This window comes from Pandoraea sp. PE-S2R-1, assembly GCF_002179865.1.
Classification (GTDB): Bacteria; Pseudomonadota; Gammaproteobacteria; order Burkholderiales; family Burkholderiaceae; genus Pandoraea.
This window is the reverse complement of record NZ_NGUR01000013.1, coordinates 1-19606: the sequence shown is the minus strand read 5'-3', so window position 1 is coordinate 19606 and position 19606 is coordinate 1. Positions and strand designations below refer to the sequence as shown.

The following is a 19606-nucleotide window of genomic DNA, read 5'->3' as shown; positions in this document are numbered from 1 at the left end:
GTCCGCCCTCCTCCGCATGTCGGGGTTACGTGCTATCCCCTCTCACTCGTTCGGATCACCCTAACGCTGGCGCCACAGGTGCGAAATTCTGTCTAGATTCGCAGACAGATTTTCAGGCGAAAGTTTGCCCCGAGGGCCCAGATATGCAAGGGTCGACGATGGAATGTTGTAGGCCCTCCCAAAGAGCCTCCAGTTGTCTCCCCCGGCATCTTCCACCTGCTGCAAAAATGTGTTCGCTAGTCGTCGGGCCCCCGCATTCAATAGTAGTTCTGCTGTGTGAGCGTCGGAAGCGATGGTGGCAAGTGACGCTGCGTCGCGAAACACATGTCGTGCAATCTGTTGAATTCCGGCGAGCCCCATACCGAGAAGAGGCTCTGAGGTGGATTCACGCGTGGGATCGGCAGTCGTCCACAAGTCATCCGATGCAGTTTTAACTCCCGTCAGATCGATCCATTGCCTCAGCAGCTCGCTTAACGGCGGCACCACGTACACGATTTGACATCCAGGCTTTCTGTGCTGAGCTTTAAGGACGGTTTGATTTCGAGCAATGTCCTCGCCCGACAATGCCTGAACTTCAGGAAGGCTGAGCGTACCGTAGTAGCACAGTGAAATCACTAGCTGGCGGCGCACCCCTTCACGCGTGTCGTCGTTTTCAATTGCACGCCAGAGATAGCTCATTGCCGAGCTGCTTATGGGCTCGCTGTGAATTTTGCGATTCGTGCCAGCAGTCATCGGATTCGCGTCGGCCAACGGTCCTATTCGATACGGACGGATCTCGAAGCGGTTCGTTGCGTAACGTATGTTGCTTAACCACTCATAGAGCAGGCGAATCGCGATCATCGTCAAGCGAATACTTGCCGGTGCGAGGGGGCCACGAAATGGCGCCCACTCTCCGCCGGAGCCGCTGCCCATAATCCATAAGGTCCGTGGACTAGGATTCAGTAGGAATGACTCAAACGCATCGAAATCAGCTCTGTCGAGCGAGCTCATCGCCTTGCCTCGCTGCACGTACGCCCAATTCACGATTTTTTCGAGCGCGAGCCGGTAACTGATTGCCGCTGCAGGTTGATCTCGAAAGGTGTCTAGCCACGCGTTGATCGCTTGTAGATCGTTTTGCAACGGTATCGACGGACCTTCCGGCGCGCGAAACACGCCATCATGACCATCGAGTTCTGGACCCGGGTGCATATCCGTTAGGTGCTGCGGGCGATTCAGCCTAGTTGTGGCGGTAGTATTGCCGTTGCCCTCGTTGATCTGCCGCGAGGCGGCCTCGTAGTTGGCACTCTTATGCCGCTTGGACAAACGTGCAGCTACGCTTGGAATCGCGGCAAGAATCCGTGATGCCTGGTGAATCCACTCGTTATAGCCCTCCCCTGCGCAAACGAAGATCCAGATCTGCTGCGGGGCAGTGCTGGGCGTCGCCGATTGATAGGCATAGCTCAAGTGACATGGCCATGGCGGATTCGACGAATTGAGTTTTGGGCGAAACTCATTGACCAGCTCCATCCAACGGGGGTTGCCCGGCCCTGTTGAATCCAGTGTCGTTAGTCGCTTTTGCCATTGCACGCACACGGCGTAATCTGCCAGAAAACTCATGGCGCAAAACCTGACCCAAGTGTCCAAGCTAGCGATAACGTCGACAGGCCAAGTAGCCATTCGACTGCGTAAGACCGTCGGTGAGTCAGAAGGGAGTGCGCCTAGTGTGTCTTCAAATCGTTGGCGCCAGAGCATAAAAGCACTGATTTCAGGGGGCTCATCACCAGGGGGGATGAGCATCGCACCGTCTTCGTGTTCTTCCAGCCAGCGGGTGACGTAGCTTCGTTTCGACGAGTCGGCACCGAACCCTAGCGTACGCCACAGCCATCGGCGCAACGCACGATACAGCGACATCTGACATTGGTGGCGGATCAGGCTCCGCTCAAAGTTCAACGGCTGTGATGTTAGCAACGTACCGAGAATGCATATCTGGTGTGATGGGGCCAGAATGGCTGCGGACACCTGTGTTTCACTTACTAGGCATAGCGCGTGAAACGTCGACTTCCGGCGCTCTCGCTCAACGTCGGAGGATGAACAGGACCAAGTTGACTGATTGGGCCAGGTGAGGCTCAGCGCAGAGAGTCCGGTTAGCCACGTCGCTAACGATTCGTATGTACTACCGGAAACGATGTCGGAAAGTGGGTTTTCCTTCGACGTTGGTTTCCAGGGAGCGCCATACCAATTCCAGCATGAGGGGCAGCGGAACGGCGCATCAAATGTCGCACGTGTCAGTGCATACCGAGGTGTGGGAGCGCCACAGTGAGCACACTTTGAGCATAGCGGGTCCCCGTGGATCGGGCACTTTTGGAGTCCTTCAATTTGGCAAGCCGCGTGATGAAACCCAAGGCTTAGGCAGGTTGGACAAAATCTGAGTGCCTCGTCGCTGGCCAGCCAACTCGCCCAGCGGCCAGGTTCCGGCTGTAGTACCCCTTCGCGGATTTGTTGGATCAAGGCACCTTCAGATTTGCGTTGCGTCATCCACTCTCCCCACAGCAGGTCACGTGGATGCCTCCGGGAATAGTCGTTGGGGGCTAGTGGTCTGCCGAATACGTCGGTGCACAATTCCGCGGCGCCCATGGCATTGGCAATCGCAAGCTTCCCTAAGCACGCATAAGCGCTTTCGCCGACCACGAACCACGCTGGCGACCAGGCCAACCCGTCACGCAGTGGGCACTGAGCGGTCTTACTACCGGTTGATGTGATCAACGCTCTCATAGTCCCAGCGTATCTTGCGAGAGTGTCGCCTCGAAGCCACTGCGTTGCACCGCGTGTAGCCAGGCGTCTCGTGACGATTCGAAACCGCTGCAATCCTCGTCCATATGGGTGCACAGAAAGTCACGAATAGCTCCCCCAACCCATTTCATGCCGATCTCTGCGTCCGGACCAGTGTGGTGAATGCCGAAACTCCTAAAAGCATCCCAGCATGCCCGTGCTTCACGGTGGATCCGCCAACCTGAATCGTAGGCGCGTGGTAGGAAGAACGAGGATATGCATACCCTGCTGCGAGACGGAAATTCAAAGATATCGGGATCGTCATAGCACTGCAGCGTTGCAAGCAAATCCTGTTCCGAACGGATTCCATGAAACGCGTAGGGCGAGAGCAGGAATCTACCAATTAAGTCGGTTCGTCTAGCGGTGCGCAGGTCGGCTCGAAGCGTGTTGAGCTGGTGGTGACCGAACAGCACCACAACGAGGGAGATACCATGGCGCGTCAGGTCGTTGGACAAGTCGCGCATGTGCGTGAGATCTGCCGTTTTCCAGTTCTGCGCTTCGTCGACGAATAGCAGAATTCGATCGCTCGAGCTTGTCTGTGCGGCAGCGAGCATCAGTGAAAATACCCGGATGCGGCGTGCTATGGCGGTGCCTGTGTTGGGACTACCATGGCCGAGATCAAGCAGGAGATCAGTGAATAACGAGCGCTCAGTGGGGTGGTCGTGCTCCTTCGCGTTCACACGCAATCGTGGAATGTTCGCGAAATGTTGCGTGACTGTGGCATCTATCAGGTTGATGGCGAACGTCTTGCCAAAGCGAGACTCAGCGACGAAGCAAACTCCCGATTCGTAATGAAGCAATGCGTCTTCGACGATATCGAAAGCTTCTTTAATCGCGGGCGTTGGCGCGATCACCTGGTCCTTGATCAGTGGGTGAGTGTGCAGCTTTTCGTCGCGCAGTTGCAGAAGCTCAGGCAGCGTCAGTAGCCGGTTAGCGGGCAAGGATGTCATAACCATCACCCCTTCCCTAGCGGCCCTTCCAAACGACTGGTTTGAGTCGATGGGTCAAGGGACGAATGTGCGGTTCTTGGGTAGATCGTTTCGGGGCGGTCGTAGTGGCAACGGTGACGCCGCTCTCGCGCTCCAGGTCGGCAAGAAAGGTTGCATCATGAGAAATCTTGTTGGGTCGCTTGCGAGAGCGTTTTTCGACACGAGTGGCCAGCGTGCGCGAAAATCCTTGGATGGGATCGTCATCGAGTACTTTGACGTCATCACTGGCTTGGATTTTCCTTCGCATCTCCAGCGTGTGTGCATATCTCCCCCACCCTGAGTGCAGTATCGTCAATTCACCAAGAGCAAAGCCATTGCTAAAATACGCGTCGCAGGTGCGTGCATCGCGCGGCACATGCACTACAATCCTTTTGCCGATTAAATGCCACGCGCTCTGCAGATTTTCGTTGCTGTAGCGTGCGCCACCAAATTCGACATAGGGTCGACGGCCCTGCCGTATTGAGCCGCGTACGACAGGCATGACGATTTCCACCCCCAGTGCAGGTGAGTTCCACGAAGGCGCAGGCAAGGCCGGCAGCAAGGGGGCATCGAGTTCGCGTTGAGCGAAGGCACGAAGTACTTCTAAAGGCGACTGACCTCCAAGCGACCGATGTGGGGTCGCGTTGTAGTTGGCGCACAGTACATCCGCGAGATAGAGCAGTTGCTGGTAAGTAATCCCCAGCCGGCTCGCGGTACGCACTGGGGTACGTGCACGCGTGTCGCCCGGATGAGATCCGGTGGTTGACGGGAGTCGTTGGAAGCCTCGCGTTTCCAACGTTTTGAACCAGCGCTCAAGCAGTGCGTTGTGTCCCCAATCGGCCAGTCCCCCATACGCAATGATGCAGCCGAGCCGACGACGCAGATGCTCAGCGATAACGTGGCTGTAGTGCTGCATAGCATTGTCTAGATTAAGCACACAGGGGCTGCATTGGGCCAACTCAGGGATGAGGCCCGAGGGAAATCCAGCACCTTGGGCATACTTTATGCCCAATATGGATGCTTCCATCGGCTGCCATGGGACGTTAGCCGCCACAAATGCCGCTTCTATCGTTTGGGCCGACGGCTGCGTGGTAATGCCCACTGAGTAGCCCAACACGCATCGTGAGTAGCTGTCCAGATACGCGATGAGCCATAGTCGTTCAATGGGCACAAACTGAGGTCCTACCGGGCCGGTAATCTCCAGCGTGCCGATACAATCAATTTTGTGTGCATCACACTGTGCGATATCGAAGGGGGCCAATGCACTAATCGGTGAGCTGCGGGCGGTACCAAAGCGCAGTTTGTAAGCGGCATTCTCTCCGAATCGGGTGTCAACTGCACCGTGCGGCGAGCGCTGGACAAGCTGATCGATGTAACGTGCCACGGATCTGCGTCCTTGGCTTTTCGTGTTCAGCGGGTAGCTCTGCTGGTCGACGCCAGCGTCGAAACACCAGCCGCAGAGCCTTGACCAAGCTGTTTTTGCAGATACCCTAGCTTCGGCGACTTCCCCAGAAATACGACGCCCAAGAATGAGCGCATCGAGCTTGTCCTGAATCTCAGGATGCTCAGTGAGAAACTGTGTGAATGCGCCGGCGTGCCCGTTCCTGTCATTGTCATTGTGATTCGGTGGCGATTTTTTTCGTCGATAGTCGCATGTGCGCATCCCGTGAAGTAACCCCGCCCAGCCATACAGACGCCCGTCATCTGCGAGCGTTACGCATCGATTGAGTTGCCTTATCAATACGCTGCGAGACACTTGAGCAATTTTTGCCGAACGAGTAAGGTGACCGGTTTCCACATACAACGCGATGCCGGCTGACAAGCGCTCGAAGCGATCTCGCACAGGCTCAGCGAGTTGACTTGCGTCCACACGTCGCCAGTCTTCGACGTTGCGCCACTCCCATGGGAGGGTCCGAGCGGTTAGTGGCCGGCTCACGACGACTCTCCCGCTCGCAAAATTTCGGTGCGCAGCGAAAGCGGTTTGTTGGCCAATGCGATCGTGATGCATCCGGTCTGAACGAGTCGAAACGCCGCGGCAATATAGGCGTCACCTTTGCCTATCGGGTCCAACCGTGCGATATCCATTAGCGAGGTGCCCTGCCCTGCGTCGAGGAGTGCCCCTACGGCCATCGATTCGTGCGTCAACGGAATACCGCGGTATAGCGCAAGCCAGTGAATAATGCGTAACCAGTTCTGAAGATGTGCGCTGTTGGCATGCAAGTCGTGCTCACTCAGGCGACAGTGCTCGGCCTCACATGCTTGGGCAAGTCGTACGCAGGCTTGCTCCTTTGCCGGGTCGGTAACATCCCCCAGGCAACGCCACTCCCAGGTCCCATCGCGTCGGAGCACTTCCGCGCACCAGATGAATGATGAACTGTGCACGTCAGCCGGCAATTGACGTGGTGCTGGCGCGTAGTTCACTGCAACGATGTCCGGTGTCGACTCAGCGACTACAAAGTGGGCCAATTCCAGTTTTCCACTGAGGACCCAGTCGCGATCCGATTTTGGACTGTAGGCGTAGAAGAGGTTGGCTTTACGATGCCCACGCTTGTCGTACGCGTCGGCTAGTGCCGCGCGCATGCGAGTCCCTGGGCGTGCGTTGGATGCGGGACGTGAGGAAATGCTGGTCATGGCGAGTCTCCCACGCTCAGTGGAAAGACGCACGCCTCATGAAGGCAGTACCACAGCGCTTCCTAAGTGAAGAAAGCGAGACGCACCAGTCCAGCCTTGACATGGCTGCTTACGCGACCTATGTTCAAAGCGAGTGCCCCACCGGTCAAGGGGGTGTGCTAGTGGTAATCAGCGGGTTCTGTCGCGCCAACGGCAGAGCCCGTTTGTATTTTCATGTTGGCGCTCGTATGCGTCTCCTTTCGGATCGTTGTGATCCGTCTCCTATATCGATAGGTCGTAACGCGTGCAAGGTCAAGTCCGACACACGTTTGCCCGCGCCGGCAGGCGGCGAACGCGGGCTACAGGTGTGCGCCAAACGCGTTATCCATGTCCTCGGCCCGCTTGCGTCTCTCGGGGTGCAAGTATTGTGATGTCGTGGCCAGGCTCGCATGCCCCATCTGGTCTTTCACCACGTCAAGCGCGGCACCGCGCGCCACGGCGTGCGTGCCGAACGTATGCCGCAGCCAGTGGGGGGTGGCTTGACGGATTTGGTTGGCAGCGCCGGGATTGACGGTTTCATAAACGCTTGCCGCCTCTGTGAGCGTTTGACGAAGCATATGGGCGAGCCCACTGGGAGACAAAGGCTGACGGGGATGCCGCTGCGCATCCTTGCCCAAGCGGCCAATGAGCGGGACATCCGGATCGACGTGCTCGATGAGCTCCCCGAGTCCACGCTGCGTAAGATAGCGTTGGAGCATCTGCACCAGAACGGTGGCCAGCTCGACCACGCGTGTATTCTCGCCTTTGCCTGTGACGACCAGACGCCAGCGCATACCGAGCCCATCGAGCTTCTCGCATGACAAGTCCCCTACTCTTGCACTGGCAAGTTCAGACAACCGCAGGCCCGTGGCGTAGGCAAAGCGCAGCACGAATTGACGGCGTTGCGCTATCGGGTCGACGGGGTTCAGGCGATCTAGGTAGTCTTTGAGCAAACCCCAATCGCCCTGCGAGAGACTGCGGCCGCGATTAGCGCCACGATGCGGGTGTCCCGGTTTCGGTTTGGCGATGAGCAACCATGGGTTGTAACGCAGGAACTGCACGGCCATAAGCCAGTTGAACTGGCGCTGTAATACTGTCATCGATAGGCGGATGCTCGCAGGTGCGAGTGCCCACGCGAAGGGGCGCCAGGTGGCGCTATAGCGAGGCAGGTGCCGTGACGCAATCCAGTGTGGTGCGGGTGCGGCGAGAAACTCCCGGTACGCCGCGCAGTCCTCCACGCCCACATCGGACAAGGCCTTGCCCCGCTCAAACCAAGCCCAATTCAAGAAACGCTCGGCGTGGCTGCGATACGATCGCCATGTATTGCCGCCGATCGGGTGCAGCGTTGCGAGCCAGGCCTGCACGGCGCTAAGGTCGTCTGCGGCCATCAGTCGACAAGTGCCGCCGATCATGCGATTGTGGCCATCCTGCCCACCCAATCCGGTGGGCACACTCAGGAATTCAAGGGGCGCTACGCCGCCCAATTGGGGCCGCAACAACCGCTGCACGTCAAGTCCCGCAGCGCGGCGCGGCACCAAGGCATAAGCAGGTACGCTCTGTCCTAGCGAGCCCTCATGCGCGTCTAACCATCGCTGCAGGCGAGTGGCTGCGACCGGTCCCATTCGGTGTACGCGGGCGTGCCAGCTCGGTCCGTGAGTACGGATAAAGGCAATCAGATCCAGCAGCGTGAGGATGCCAACGGTCTCAAGCCGACCGGCAATGGCCTGATGGAACCAGCCGCGCACGTGGTGATGTATTTGAGGCTTAACCACCAAAAGCTGCTGTAGTCGCACCAGCGCTCGCATTTGGCTCGCTCGCAATCGGTCGTTACGCGCTTGACGTCGGTCGGCGCGGACCTCCGGGTGGGCTTCTTGAAAGAGTGCTAGCAGCTCTTTTTGGCTAAAGCACTCGTAGGGATCGTAGGCTTCGGCAAAGGCTTCCAACGTAGGAATGCTGCTCGCGTGTGTCGCGTCCCCGGCGAGCAAAGATGAATCGATGAGCGTTTGCGGTGCGATGCCGAGCACCCGTGCGCCGGTGAAATCCCGTTCGCGCCGTGCGGCCGTGACCAATTGCTCTCGTATCCAGCGCAGTGTCGTTTTGGCTCGACGTAGATCGAGGCCAGTTTCCAAGTACTGGTCGGCCAAACGCTCGAGCGGCAGGCCTTCCAGATAGCCGCGAAAGAGCGCGAAGTGCTCGAGGCCGAGGTGCTCGCGAGTGGCCTGGGATGGGGGGATGCGCCCTTCGGTGCTGCTGAAGGCGACATCCGTCACGTCGGGGGTGCGAAATGTAGCGTGCTGCATGGTCTTGCACGGATTACCTGTCTTGCGGGAATGCTTCCCCAGTTTGGGCTCGGCCCATAGGGGCGTTGCACGACGACCTCCTGCCCGGCTTACCAACGGGGTCGGGTAGAACGCCGCTAGGGCATTGATTTGCAAAAGGATAGCGTTTGGACCTTGCGTTGGTGTCAGATATATTGAGCAAAATCGGCACTGATGCTTATGACACTAATCATCAGTCCCATTTCAGCTTCAGGGCGCTAGCGTTGCCCTGAAAGGGAGGTCTGATGACTTGTCGCCTTGTTGCGCTGTCAATGACAAGGCGCGGGTCTTCCCGCGTTTTCGACGTCACCTACTCCCGGATTCCTGTCGCCAGGTTGGCGCCGTTCATCTTGAGGCGTTCGATCAAGCTGGGGGCGGATGCGGGCTTAGGATGCGGGAACAGCGTGAAGAAGCCGCGCGCATGGTCAAGCGCCATCATTATCCGGACCAGCGTGTCGATGCTTCCCGTTCCGCTCAGTTCGAAGCGCTTGTAGGTTCTCAGGGAAATGCCGGCCTTTTCTGCGAAGGCCGCTTGAGACCGCCCGCTTCGGCTCCGCTCGCCGCGTACTCGCATCGCCAGAAATTTCGCAATCTCTTCGTTGCTCGCGGCCTGCAAGAATTCCAGTTGTTGATTAGGAGTCATTTGAAAGTGCCATATTTGGCACCACATTCGGCGCCATCTGTGGATAACCTGTGCATAGTACTACTGACTCAGGCACAATTGGTCATTCAAAACCCAAGATTACGCTAAAAATATTCAACCTATTTGGTTGATTTTTTTCTAGAAGTCGGTTGCTGTGATGCCTTGATCTTTGCTACACTGGAGCACGATTGTTTTGGCATCGGGGGAAAAATGGCACTCACCGCATTTGGCAAGGCTGTGCGGAAGGCGCGGGTCGATATTGGGCAGACGCTGCTGTCGATGGCGGCAGATCTGGGGACGACGGCGTCCTTTCTTAGCGCCCTGGAGACGGGCCGCAAGAAGGTGAACGCGCAGTGGGTCGAGAAAATTGGACTGTTTTTCGAGCAGAAAGGACACCCGATCGCTGATTTGGACGAGCTGGCCGCGGTGTCGAATGAGGCCATTCCGGTGGACGGCCTCCCCCTTCAGCAGCAGATGCTGGTGGCGGGCTTTGCGAAGTCGAGTTTTACGGCCGAGGAACTGAAGCAGATTGCCCAGTTGCTCGATAAGATCAACAAGCGGAAAAAAGAATAATGACGCAGGGTGCTGAGAAGCGACCGTATGTGATGCGAGGTAACCGAGTGGTACACCGATCTGCCGTCGAGATCGCTGACAGTGCGAAGACGTTCTGCCGACTGTTCCATGTCGGCGGCAAGACACGGCTTCACTTCGCTGAGTTCATCGAGTCGTTGGCGCTGCGCTCGATTTGTGTCGATCCGATCGCGGACAGCGAGTGGTTGCTGTTCACGGACGCAATTTGCGAGCCGGGGACATTTACGATCCTCCTTCCCGAGAGCACCTATATCAAGGCGTGCCACGGGGACGAGGCGGCGATCAGCACCATCTGTCATGAGATCGGGCATTTGATGCTTGGGCACAAGGCGGTGCTGCACAACGAGAAAAGTGCGGTGCCTTCCCAGGGGGAGGATGCGGAATGGCAGGCGGACGCCTTCGCAGACTACTTGCTTTCGAGAATGGGATTCCCGTCCATCAGGCAACTGACGTTGGATTTCGACGGCGAATAAAAAGGCCCTGAGCGTTAGCGCGCTGAAGGCCTCGAAGCAAAGCGATATTCGAAAACGAGCCACTCAACGATCTCATGAGTGACGCGTCTTGATGTTAAAACTGTGTGAGAGCGGAGATAGTATGTCTATTGGGCAGCACTGTCAACATCAAGTTCCATGCTGAGATCGCTGATTTGGGAGCCACATATGGCGACTAGCAACAGCGAAGAACAGGTCATCTATCGGATGACCATCACGGTCAAAGGACGCGTTATCAGGCGCGCCAATGGCCAACCGTTTCGCATCGTGCTGCGTAATACGCAGCCGAAGTAACGGTGTGAAAACAGCGTAGAACCTGGAGGGGGATTCCCCCTCCAACTTGATCGATTGATATGGAGCTAAGTATGACAAAAAAAATCTTCGTCGAGCGTCGTCCCGAGGGGGACTATGCTGTGCGGCGTCCAAACTCGCAGCGCGCCAGCGACGTTTTGCCGACGCAGCGCGAAGCGATTGAGCGTGCCACAGAGTTGAATCAGGGGACGCCACCGCTTGTCGAACGCGTACGCCACACGGGCAAAGGTGGCCCAGATAAGTGGCGTAAACCGTAAGCTGACGTGAAGCTTAGGAGGTTCGGGCGGCATCGTATGCCGCCCTCTTCCTTTTCAGCCGCCGAGATTATATCTCGCGTGTAGTCGCTGACTAGATGAACGCGAAAGCATTCGCCCGGGCGTCCTGCAATGCGTGGTGCTCGCCACCGTGCACAAGAATGTACTGAGCAAAACGTTCAGGATTAATTTTGAGGAAAACGTTCTCATGGCGCCATCCGCGCGGCAAGGATTTTCCGAGCAGGCCAACCATTAGCTGGTAGTCACAATCGGAATCATAGCTAAGCACTGGCTGCGGCCGTAACGGCGTATTCAGCAACCACGCAACAAGTTCCTCGCGTAACCTTGCGGACGGCATTGATCGGCCAGGGATACGCCCAAGTTGAGGGAGCACGATTTCGCTTACAAAGCTGGTGCAAAGGGACTTGTCAAAATCCATGCATTCGCCATAAAACTCACGCCCGTCTTCGCCCACAATAGCAATACTGATCAGTTGACGGCTTTCAAGACTGAAGTCGGTGAATTCGGTATCAATGAAATAGCGAGTCTTCCATGGGCTGCGCGGGCGCCGCTGCGATGAATGGTCTTGAATCATCAACTATTCTCCTTCCCGGTCTAAGCGGTCGATCGAGAACAGAAGCTTACCCAACTTCCGCGCTCGACAAGATGGGCAAGCAGCAGACCGAATGGCATGCGGATCCAGCGAGGAATCCGACGTACCGCACGGAAAAAATTGGCGTCGCCCTGGGGCCCGACGTCATCACCACTTGAGCAATTGCGTGCATGTTGAGGCACAGCGAGATTTCTTCTTACTCGCGTATGGGACGCGATCTGTCGCCGGCCCCTTAATCCGGGTAGCGCGGAATCATTGAAACGGCCCAGATGGAATGCTCGTTTGCGGGGGGGGCTACTGTGGCATGAGCGCCGAACACAAAAACCGCGTGACGCTGCCACAGGTTTGCATGGATATCAGTCATCACCTGCGTAATCGAGATGACCCACACATCTATCAATCTAATGAAACGAGAACTACAACGCGGCTGGACGAGCAACGTCAGGCTTTTTTCGCGAGGTGGCTGCCTAAAAAAGTCGGCAGACACAAGGGACCACCGACTTTTCAAAGGGTTCGCGCTAGTAGCTTGTACGGAACATCGCTCGTGAGCTGCGCGTCGGGATAGTGCCGAAAGTCCCGGCACCACCCGGCGCGGCATTGCGGATCTGACAGATTTCTGCACGGACGAGTATTTTCCTTTTTCTACTCTGTGGTCAATTCGAAGTCAGGCATTTTGAACGTCCTGTTGTTGAACGCATCAGTGGGGCCATAGAGCCGGATTGCCGGTAATGGCCGCTTTCCGCCAGTCGGAATCCAATTGTCTTCGAAGCCTGCCGGTGCCGAAGTTCCCACATATAGCGTCACGCTGCCATCCGAATTCTTCTTCAGTTTCGGGAGATCGTACGACGAAATCGTTGTCTTATTGGACGGCGTGTAAATGAATGAATTGGTGGCTTTGTCGTACACCGTCAGTGCCCAGAATTGTTTGACGGGCATATTCGCAGGCACGGTCACACGGTAAGTCTTTCCGGCTGCCAGCGGCTCACCTTTAGCGTCGCTGAGCGCCATCAAATAGTAAGCGGCTCGCGACGGCCGTTCCCTGTCCCGCGCGCGCGTGAGGCATGATGGTGATCTGGATAGTGACGGGTAGATCGGGGGAGATCCTGTCCATGATCGCTTGCGAGAGATCCCCATCGTCGAATCACCTTATCAGCGAGAGAACAATCTGAGCATGGCGATGCGACTGCGTCGTCGGCCCAACGGGCTTATTGAATCGGCCTGGGCTCCGGAATCGTGTATGTGCCATCGATGACGGATGCGCCGGGCCGATAAATGCGCATGCCGAGATACCAGTTGTCACCGGGAGTTGGCAACCAGTTTTTCGCATCGCCGCATGCTGCCTTCGGCCCGTAGCGAACGGTGAAGGTGCCGTCATCGTTGAATTTGATGGCGCGATTATTAAGGTTCGAGTCCTCACTATGCAGATATTTATCGGATCCGTACATCGTGAATGAAAAAAAGCCTCCTTCCTTGAAGTCTGGCTTGGTGTATGTAGCCTGGTAGCATTTATCGCCACTCAGGTGGTAGTCGCGGTAAAGGTACACTGCGTCCTGCGGTGGAAGCAGTCCTAGCGCAATCGAAGCGCCAATCCGCAACATGTGCGGATCGACAACTCCGCGCGGACCAGAGGTCTTGTTGAAGTTAGGCAGCGCCTTGGCCTCTTCCTGATACTTCTTCCGTAATGCCTTGAGCTGGTCCAGGTTCCAGTCGGGCGCCTTGTATTCCTTCGCTTTCTTGCCAGGAGGCAATTTCACGACGATGCCATCCTGCAGAACGTGAACATACTTGATGTCATCGGGATTGCCCGGGTCGACCTGCGTCCTCGCCACCACAGCGATGAATTCCGTCTTTGCCTTGATTGCGAACGTGCCTGGCGCATAGAACACCTGGTCGGTGTAATCGTCGTTCTGAAGGATCATGGCCGACTGGTACCGGTTATCCTTCGATTTGGGCAGAGTAATCGTCGTGCCAGCCGGCGCGTAAAATATGCCAAATGAATACACCGTGTCACGATTCATGGTGACCGCAGGCTGTTTGTCAAGCGGCATAAGCGAGCGGTCGTGCCGAAACCGGTTCGATCCAACGTCTTTGACGATGCTACTGAAAGACTCGTCCACTTCCGCCCGCGCATAATTTTCCGGTGTAACGTTTTCTGCGGCATGAGCCGAGAAAACGCCAACAAGCATCGTGGCCAGCATCGTCATTTTGAGCTTCGTCATTGCGTGGTTCTCCTAGGATTGGCGTGATAAGCAGCCTGTATCGCTATATTGATGCCATATTTCAGTCGATACGAAAAGGACCTCGTTCCCCGCCTCGAATCCAGTTCGGCGGCCGTCCCATCCCGTTCCACGTCTCGCCTGAATCGGGATTGCGATACCGTACAAGATCCGGGAGGTCGGGGCCGAAGAACTGGTCCGGCGTGATACTGTAACGTCTGATGGTCTGGCGCATGTCGGTAAGAATCTGGTGTAATTCCCGACGGCGCAACTGTTCCGCCGCGGCTTCGAGGGCACGGATGCGTTTTTTGACATCACGATAATTTTCAGCCATCAGTTTGATCCCGACGTCGAGGTGCACGAACTAAAAATAGCGGATGCCGGGGGTGAGCGCTATCCGGAAAGCGAAATCTTTGAGAAGAATTGCCATGCCGTTGCAATTGGGCTATTTGAGGCACGTCTATTTGAGCTTCGAACCTGCCAGGCCTTCAATGTGGTTTATGGTAGAAGCTTCGAGCACCGTCCGCTGTCATCGAAGCTGACGACGATGGAACATCAGCGTCTGACGACCGGAGAGATCAGACTGGAAACGGGCACCTACGCTTCTCCCTGGTTGCGCAAGGCAGCATGCCACGTGACACGATTTGCATCGGCTTTATGGCGCAGGGCAGCGACGTTACCTGCTATAACACCGCACTGATCGGACAGGACGAGATTCAGATTTACCCGGCCGGTGCGGAGCTTCTTTACCACGCCTTCGCCTCGTCTCGGTGGGTCAATTTCGCCGTCCCGGAAGAACGTCTGCTCTGGCAACTGAACTCTCCTGCTCGTTGGTGGCAGAGTACGCCGATGCACTGATCGATTCGGAGCGCTCGCGGTGGGAAAATTTCGCAGCCGAACACCGCGATTATCATTTGAACACCGCGTGCCAACGGCTGGTCCTCCCAGATGAGGAGGCCGATATTCCGCTCGACATCGCGCGACAAAGCGGATACAGCTTGAGCGCGCTCCAGTTGATTTTCCGCCGCGGTACGCGGCATAACACCAGGAAGGTAGTTCATGAACGCGCGACTGAACGGCACGTTGCGTGACTGTCTGCTCACTGGGCCGACGTGTATCGTTGCCGAAGTTGCGTCGAAATGGAGTTTTCGCCATATGTCGCGATTCTCGGAACCGTATCGCAAGGCCTTTGGCGAATCGCCGCGCAAAATTCTAGACCGATCGCGCGGCCGCCTCCTGCCTGCAAGTTAAAAGCAGACTTTCGGAACGACAGCGCCGAGCGTCCAACGGGGTGATTGGGTCATTATTACTCCAACAATTTCGCTTTTTGGATACCGCATTCGCCAGTTTTCAACTAGCTTACCTAAGCAAGCTCCGTCGGCCACGGACATTACGCAATTCCGGCTCGGCCGCCAGACGCGCAATCATTTCTGGGCAGGCGCGGCTTTCAGAACCGCGTAAAAGGAAGCACGCCGTGACGATCGAGGTGTCGTTCCCGATCTGAAACGGCTTCTTCGAGCCAAGTATTCATTTTGAATGACATTTCTCATCGTCAGCAGGAATAGGAGAAATCAACGAGTTCAAGCGAAACAGGACCTTCGGCGGCTGTCAAGGTGCGAAGGCCGGGCATGGACGAGTTGACCAACCAGGTCACGCGCCTGGCTAACTTTAACGTGAAAACGGAATCACTTGGATCTCAACCAGGAGAGATACACAATGGTTAGCATTCGGAACTCGATAGTCGCAACCGCTGTGGCTTTGAGTGCTGCAGTCCACGCAGCGCCAGCAGCGCTTCAGAGCGCCCCGCCCAAGTCCGCCGCATCCGTTCCAGCGGTTCCGTCGGGGGTCGTGGTTACCAAAGAAGTCGCTGAGGTCATCGCGAAAGATACCTACCTCTGGGGTTGGGCAATCGTCAACTCGTTCCACCGGCGAGCATCATTCGCTGCTGCACCGGAGCCCGGGTTGCAGGGGGGAATCGTCCCAGTCGCGCCCACCGGCTATGTCTCGATGATGAGCCACTACATCGCGCCCGAACAGCGCTTCATCGCACACCCGAACCAGGATGTGGTGTATGGCTTCGGCTATGCGGCCGTTGACAAGGATCCTGTCGTGGTGCAGGTACCGGACTTTGGCACCCGGTTCTGGGTTTATGCTTTGTACGACGCCCGCAGCGACGAGTTCTCGCGAGTCGGCAAGCAATACGGCACCAAGCCGGGTAACTACCTGATTGTGGGCCCGAACTGGAAGGGAACGGTGCCCAAAGGCATTAACGGCGTGATTCATGCGCCGATGGACCTCGTTGCGATGGGCCCACGTATCTTCCTGGACGATAGCGATGCCGATCGTGCCGCGATCCAGCCGGTGCTTGATCAGGTCGTCTTCTATCCGCTAAGCAAGTATGACGGGAAGAAGAAGACCACGGATTGGAGCAAGGCGCCGAGTTTCCCAGCACCGACGTCAGCGGATCCGAACTCGAAGTCCGAGACGTCCTGGGTAAATCCCGAGACCTTCTTTGACGAGTTGCCCGAGATCCTCAAACAGGTACCTCCACTGCCGGGCGAAGAGAGTCGGTACGCCACGATCCACACCTTGCTGGATGCGGCGGCCAAGGATCCTGAATTGATGAAAGTGCTTAAGCAGGCCGCCGTCGATACGGACAAGAACGTAATAGGCCCATTATTCAACTTCCGAACTAACGGGATCACGCTTGACGGGGGCTGGAATACTCCTCGCAACGCGGCCGCTTTCGGCTACGACTACCTGACGCGTACGGCGACGGCCAAGTCGAACATGTACACGAACAAGCCGGAAGAGACACGCTACTTCTTCATCGAGGTCGATGGAAGCGGGCAACGTCTCAACGGCAGCAATCGCTATACATTGACCTTTCCCAAAGGCAAGACGCCTCCGGTGAACGGCTTCTGGTCATTGACCATGTACGGGCCGGAACACTTCTTCGAGGCAAACGACCTGAAGCGTTATTCGGTTGGTACCAAGAACCTCAAGAACATGGCGTACAACCCCGATGGATCGCTGACGATATACATCCAGAACGATTCACCCGGTAAGGACAAGGAGTCCAACTGGCTACCGGCGCCGAAAGGCGAGTTCGAAATGACCATCCGCACCTATTGGCCGAAGCCGGAAGTCAACAACGGTGGCTGGACGCCTCCCTGGGTAGTCAGGCTGAATTAAGTCGACGCGGGCGGGGGGCATTAGGTCTACCATTCAAAATGGCCCCCTCCAGATGTCGCGCCGGGTGCTCAGCGCGCCTGTCTCCAGTCTCCGGCAACCAGCCATAAGTGGCCTTGGACACGGGCGTGTGTTTTGTTGACAACCGCGATTATTGGTAATGAGAGCGAGGTCCATCGCGACCAGCAGAGAAGCCCGTATCGAGTCAGGCGAAACGACGCTCGCTGTCCAGGACCACGGCGGGGGGGGGAGAATGGCCGCAGACTGCAGGCCAATGCCGCCCGTTTTGGCGCACCTCGACCCTGCTGGTTTGTGTGAAATCGCACTGCGCCTCAGTTGGAATCAGACGCGACTTTCCCGAACGCTCTCGATATCAGGCGCTACACTTATTTTGGTTTCGACCAGAGCCAGAATTCTCATGCAATATGGATCGATGTTGATTGCCGGAAATACGTTTGGATAATCGTATTTGCAGATTCGACGCCTGCAAACAGGCTAAGGCCATTAACCCATCAGGAGCACTCATGAAAAGAGCCATACTCACCGCAATCCTGCTTTCAATTGCCGTTCCGGCTTTTGCAAAGATTTCAGACAAGCTCGCCGAAGACGCTTTCATCTACGCCTACTCAATAGACGAAGCCTACAAGTTTTTTTACGAAACGGCGGTCAAAACCAACACGCCGTTGAACCGCTTCCAGAACATCCGCCACCTGGCCGATGACACGTACACCGCGCACCCCACCATCAATAACGACACTCTGCACCTCATGGGTTGGTTGGACGTGGCGTCGGAACCGGTGATCATCAGTGTTCCCGACATGGACAAAGGACGTTACTGGGTGCTGCACACCATGGACATGGGCCATTACACCACGTCCATGATCGGCGCCCGCACCCGAGGCACCAGGGGTGGTCACTTCATGTTCGCCTCCAAGGACTGGAAAGGCGAAGTCCCGCCCAGCGTGGACGAGGTGATCCGGGTTGACTCCAACCTGGTGAAAGTGATGGGCCGGATCATGGCCATCGGTCCCGAAGACGAAAAAGTCGCGCTCAAGTACATGGACGACTGGAATGTCCGGACACTTTCCGCCTACCTGGGCGAGCCGGGGCCAAAAGAGAAACAGCGCACTTATCTCGATCCGGCCAAGTCCAACTGGCTGCAACGGGTCAACGCTGTGCTTTGTGACGGCAGCATGGGCAGCGCCGACAAGAAGTGGCTGGATCAGTATAAAGACATCGGGCTTGCGCCGTGCAAAGAGAACTTCACCCAGGACCAACTCGCCGCGGCAAAAAAGGGTGAAGAACTGGGTATGAAGCACATCAAGGAACTGGCGCCGAAGATGACCAACGCCGGCAAATTGCTGGGTACTCGGGAGCAGTTGGGTGACGGTGAGCGCGACCTGTTTGCCGAAGGTACATACCTGGGTCAGTGGGGTCTGCCGCCCGATGAAAGCGTCTACCTCAAATCGGAAACTGATAGCACCGGCAAGCACATCAGCGGCGCCAATGGCCAGAAGTACCGCATGCACTTCAAGGCGCCCGACGTCAGCCAGTTCTGGTCCTTCACGGTGTACTCCTCGAACAATCGCCTGATGGCCCACAACGAACTGAACCGTCACAGTCGTGGCGACCGCACGTTAAAGCCAGACGCCGATGGCATGTATACCATCGAAATGAGCGCCAAGGGCGACGCTAACAATCCCAACTACCTGCCCATCCCCGAGAACGACGCCTATATCATCATGCGCATGTACGGCCCGAGCAAAGCGGTGCAGGAAGGCAGTTATAAATTCCCGGCCATCGAAGCGGTCGGTAAGTAATCGGTATCGCTGCCCAATGGCCCATGGTGTCGCCGTGCGAGCCATTGAGCAGCCTACCGCAACATTGGTGTTTTTGAATGAAAGCAATGGGTCCAGGCCGTGTGTGGAAACCCGATGGAACTACGATGCGACGCCCGCCCAGCCGAGCGACGAACCGGGCAGCGAGGCGTTTGCGATAGGGTGAAGCGCTCAGTAAATGCCGCCAGCGTCTTGAAGTCCCTGCGGCCCGTCATCTGCGCCCCCGACTGACCGGGATCCCGGTCCAGCGTACGGATCGCCGTTTCCGTCCAACCCAATGCCAGCGCCTTGTCTCCTGACGGTGTCGCACCTGGGCCAGTGTCGGTTGGTGGATATATTCCATGAGCCAATCGTCACTGTTGTTTCATCTGCATTTCACGATTCACCGGCTAACGGCGTTGACCTTTTTCGACGTAGCCCTAAAGCTCGCCGATACCATCATTCAACGCGGAATTGCTCCCGATCTTTTCCTCTGATCCAGTTCGGCGGACGTCCCATTCCATTCCATGTGTCACCGGTCTCGGGATTGCGATACCTGACGAAATCCGACAGATCCGGGCCGAAGAGCTGGTCTGGTGTGATACCGTAATCCCTGATCTTGCGGCGCATGTCCACGATGATCTGGCGCAATTCCTGGCGTCGCAACTGTGCCGCCTCGGCCTCGAGAGCACGGATGCGTTCCTTGACCTGGCGGTAGGTTTCAGCCATACATG

18 protein-coding genes are annotated in these 19606 nt (G+C 56.8%); 7 read left to right on the top strand and 11 right to left on the bottom strand.

The window, feature by feature from the left end:
- Window positions 1-60: 60 nt before the first annotated feature.
- The 6 genes from CDV44_RS16085 to CDV44_RS16065 all read right to left on the bottom strand — a co-directional run bounded on the left by CDV44_RS16085 (window position 61) and on the right by CDV44_RS16065 (window position 9386).
- Window positions 61-1596 (bottom strand): hypothetical protein, encoded by a 1536-nt coding sequence (locus CDV44_RS16085; RefSeq protein WP_141118753.1) that lies wholly within the window; start codon window positions 1594-1596, stop codon window positions 61-63.
- Window positions 1597-2747: 1151 nt separating this feature from the next.
- Window positions 2748-3758: an ATP-binding protein gene (locus CDV44_RS16080; RefSeq protein WP_170936012.1), complete on the bottom strand. Its 1011-nt coding sequence runs from the start codon at window positions 3756-3758 to the stop codon at window positions 2748-2750.
- Window positions 3759-3774: 16 nt separating this feature from the next.
- Entirely contained in the window at window positions 3775-5646 is a 1872-nt protein-coding gene (locus CDV44_RS27830; RefSeq protein WP_141118752.1) for a hypothetical protein, read from the bottom strand.
- Between the two features lie 62 nt (window positions 5647-5708).
- On the bottom strand, window positions 5709-6407 hold the full coding sequence (locus CDV44_RS16075) for a hypothetical protein (protein ID WP_141118751.1): 699 nt from the start codon (window positions 6405-6407) through the stop codon (window positions 5709-5711).
- Window positions 6408-6745: 338 nt separating this feature from the next.
- Window positions 6746-8725: a tyrosine-type recombinase/integrase gene (locus CDV44_RS16070; protein ID WP_087688928.1), complete on the bottom strand. Its 1980-nt coding sequence runs from the start codon at window positions 8723-8725 to the stop codon at window positions 6746-6748.
- A 328-nt stretch (window positions 8726-9053) separates the two neighbouring features.
- Window positions 9054-9386 (bottom strand): helix-turn-helix domain-containing protein, encoded by a 333-nt coding sequence (locus CDV44_RS16065; protein ID WP_087688927.1) that lies wholly within the window; start codon window positions 9384-9386, stop codon window positions 9054-9056.
- A 210-nt stretch (window positions 9387-9596) separates the two neighbouring features.
- Here CDV44_RS16065 and CDV44_RS16060 point away from each other — a divergent pair, with 210 nt between their 5' ends.
- The 4 genes from CDV44_RS16060 (at window position 9597) to CDV44_RS16050 (ending at window position 11037) form a co-directional block, all read left to right on the top strand.
- Window positions 9597-9959 (top strand): helix-turn-helix transcriptional regulator, encoded by a 363-nt coding sequence (locus CDV44_RS16060; protein ID WP_087688926.1) that lies wholly within the window; start codon window positions 9597-9599, stop codon window positions 9957-9959.
- On the top strand, window positions 9959-10450 hold the full coding sequence (locus CDV44_RS16055) for an ImmA/IrrE family metallo-endopeptidase (protein ID WP_087688925.1): 492 nt from the start codon (window positions 9959-9961) through the stop codon (window positions 10448-10450). The genes CDV44_RS16060 and CDV44_RS16055 overlap by 1 nt, the downstream gene beginning before the upstream one ends.
- Window positions 10451-10636: 186 nt before the next feature.
- Entirely contained in the window at window positions 10637-10762 is a 126-nt protein-coding gene (locus CDV44_RS28620) for a hypothetical protein (RefSeq protein WP_256388454.1), read from the top strand.
- Window positions 10763-10821: 59 nt separating this feature from the next.
- A complete protein-coding gene (locus tag CDV44_RS16050; protein ID WP_371328775.1) occupies window positions 10822-11037 on the top strand; it encodes a DUF2188 domain-containing protein in 216 nt (71 codons plus the stop codon).
- A 91-nt stretch (window positions 11038-11128) separates the two neighbouring features.
- Here CDV44_RS16050 and CDV44_RS16045 read toward each other — a convergent pair whose 3' ends face one another.
- From CDV44_RS16045 to CDV44_RS16030, 4 genes are all read right to left on the bottom strand, one after another.
- The gene (locus CDV44_RS16045; RefSeq protein WP_087688923.1) at window positions 11129-11629 is read right to left on the bottom strand and encodes a 3'-5' exoribonuclease; all 501 of its coding nucleotides are present in this window, start codon (window positions 11627-11629) and stop codon (window positions 11129-11131) included.
- Between the two features lie 660 nt (window positions 11630-12289).
- The gene (locus CDV44_RS16040) at window positions 12290-12655 is read right to left on the bottom strand and encodes a DUF1214 domain-containing protein (protein ID WP_249277585.1); all 366 of its coding nucleotides are present in this window, start codon (window positions 12653-12655) and stop codon (window positions 12290-12292) included.
- Window positions 12656-12852: 197 nt separating this feature from the next.
- Window positions 12853-13866 carry a DUF1214 domain-containing protein gene (locus CDV44_RS16035; protein ID WP_212677121.1) on the bottom strand — a complete coding sequence of 338 codons (1014 nt, stop codon included), beginning with the start codon at window positions 13864-13866 and terminating at the stop codon, window positions 12853-12855.
- Window positions 13867-13927: 61 nt separating this feature from the next.
- Window positions 13928-14197 carry an H-NS family nucleoid-associated regulatory protein gene (locus tag CDV44_RS16030; RefSeq protein ID WP_087689109.1) on the bottom strand — a complete coding sequence of 90 codons (270 nt, stop codon included), beginning with the start codon at window positions 14195-14197 and terminating at the stop codon, window positions 13928-13930.
- A gap of 293 nt (window positions 14198-14490) precedes the next feature.
- On the opposite strand from CDV44_RS16030, the gene CDV44_RS28475 reads away from it, so the two are divergent.
- From CDV44_RS28475 to CDV44_RS16015, 3 genes are all read left to right on the top strand, one after another.
- Complete coding sequence (locus CDV44_RS28475; protein WP_249277584.1) at window positions 14491-14721, top strand: hypothetical protein; 231 nt, start codon at window positions 14491-14493, stop codon at window positions 14719-14721.
- Between the two features lie 990 nt (window positions 14722-15711).
- Window positions 15712-17058: a DUF1254 domain-containing protein gene (locus tag CDV44_RS16020; RefSeq protein ID WP_249277583.1), complete on the top strand. Its 1347-nt coding sequence runs from the start codon at window positions 15712-15714 to the stop codon at window positions 17056-17058.
- A 521-nt stretch (window positions 17059-17579) separates the two neighbouring features.
- Window positions 17580-18875, top strand: a complete 1296-nt coding sequence (locus CDV44_RS16015; RefSeq protein ID WP_087688920.1) for a DUF1254 domain-containing protein — start codon at window positions 17580-17582, stop codon at window positions 18873-18875.
- Window positions 18876-19331: 456 nt separating this feature from the next.
- On the opposite strand, the gene CDV44_RS16005 is transcribed toward CDV44_RS16015, so the two are convergent.
- Window positions 19332-19606, bottom strand: a 275-nt coding sequence (locus tag CDV44_RS16005; protein ID WP_249277582.1) for an H-NS family nucleoid-associated regulatory protein, incomplete at its 5' end; no start/stop codon positions are given.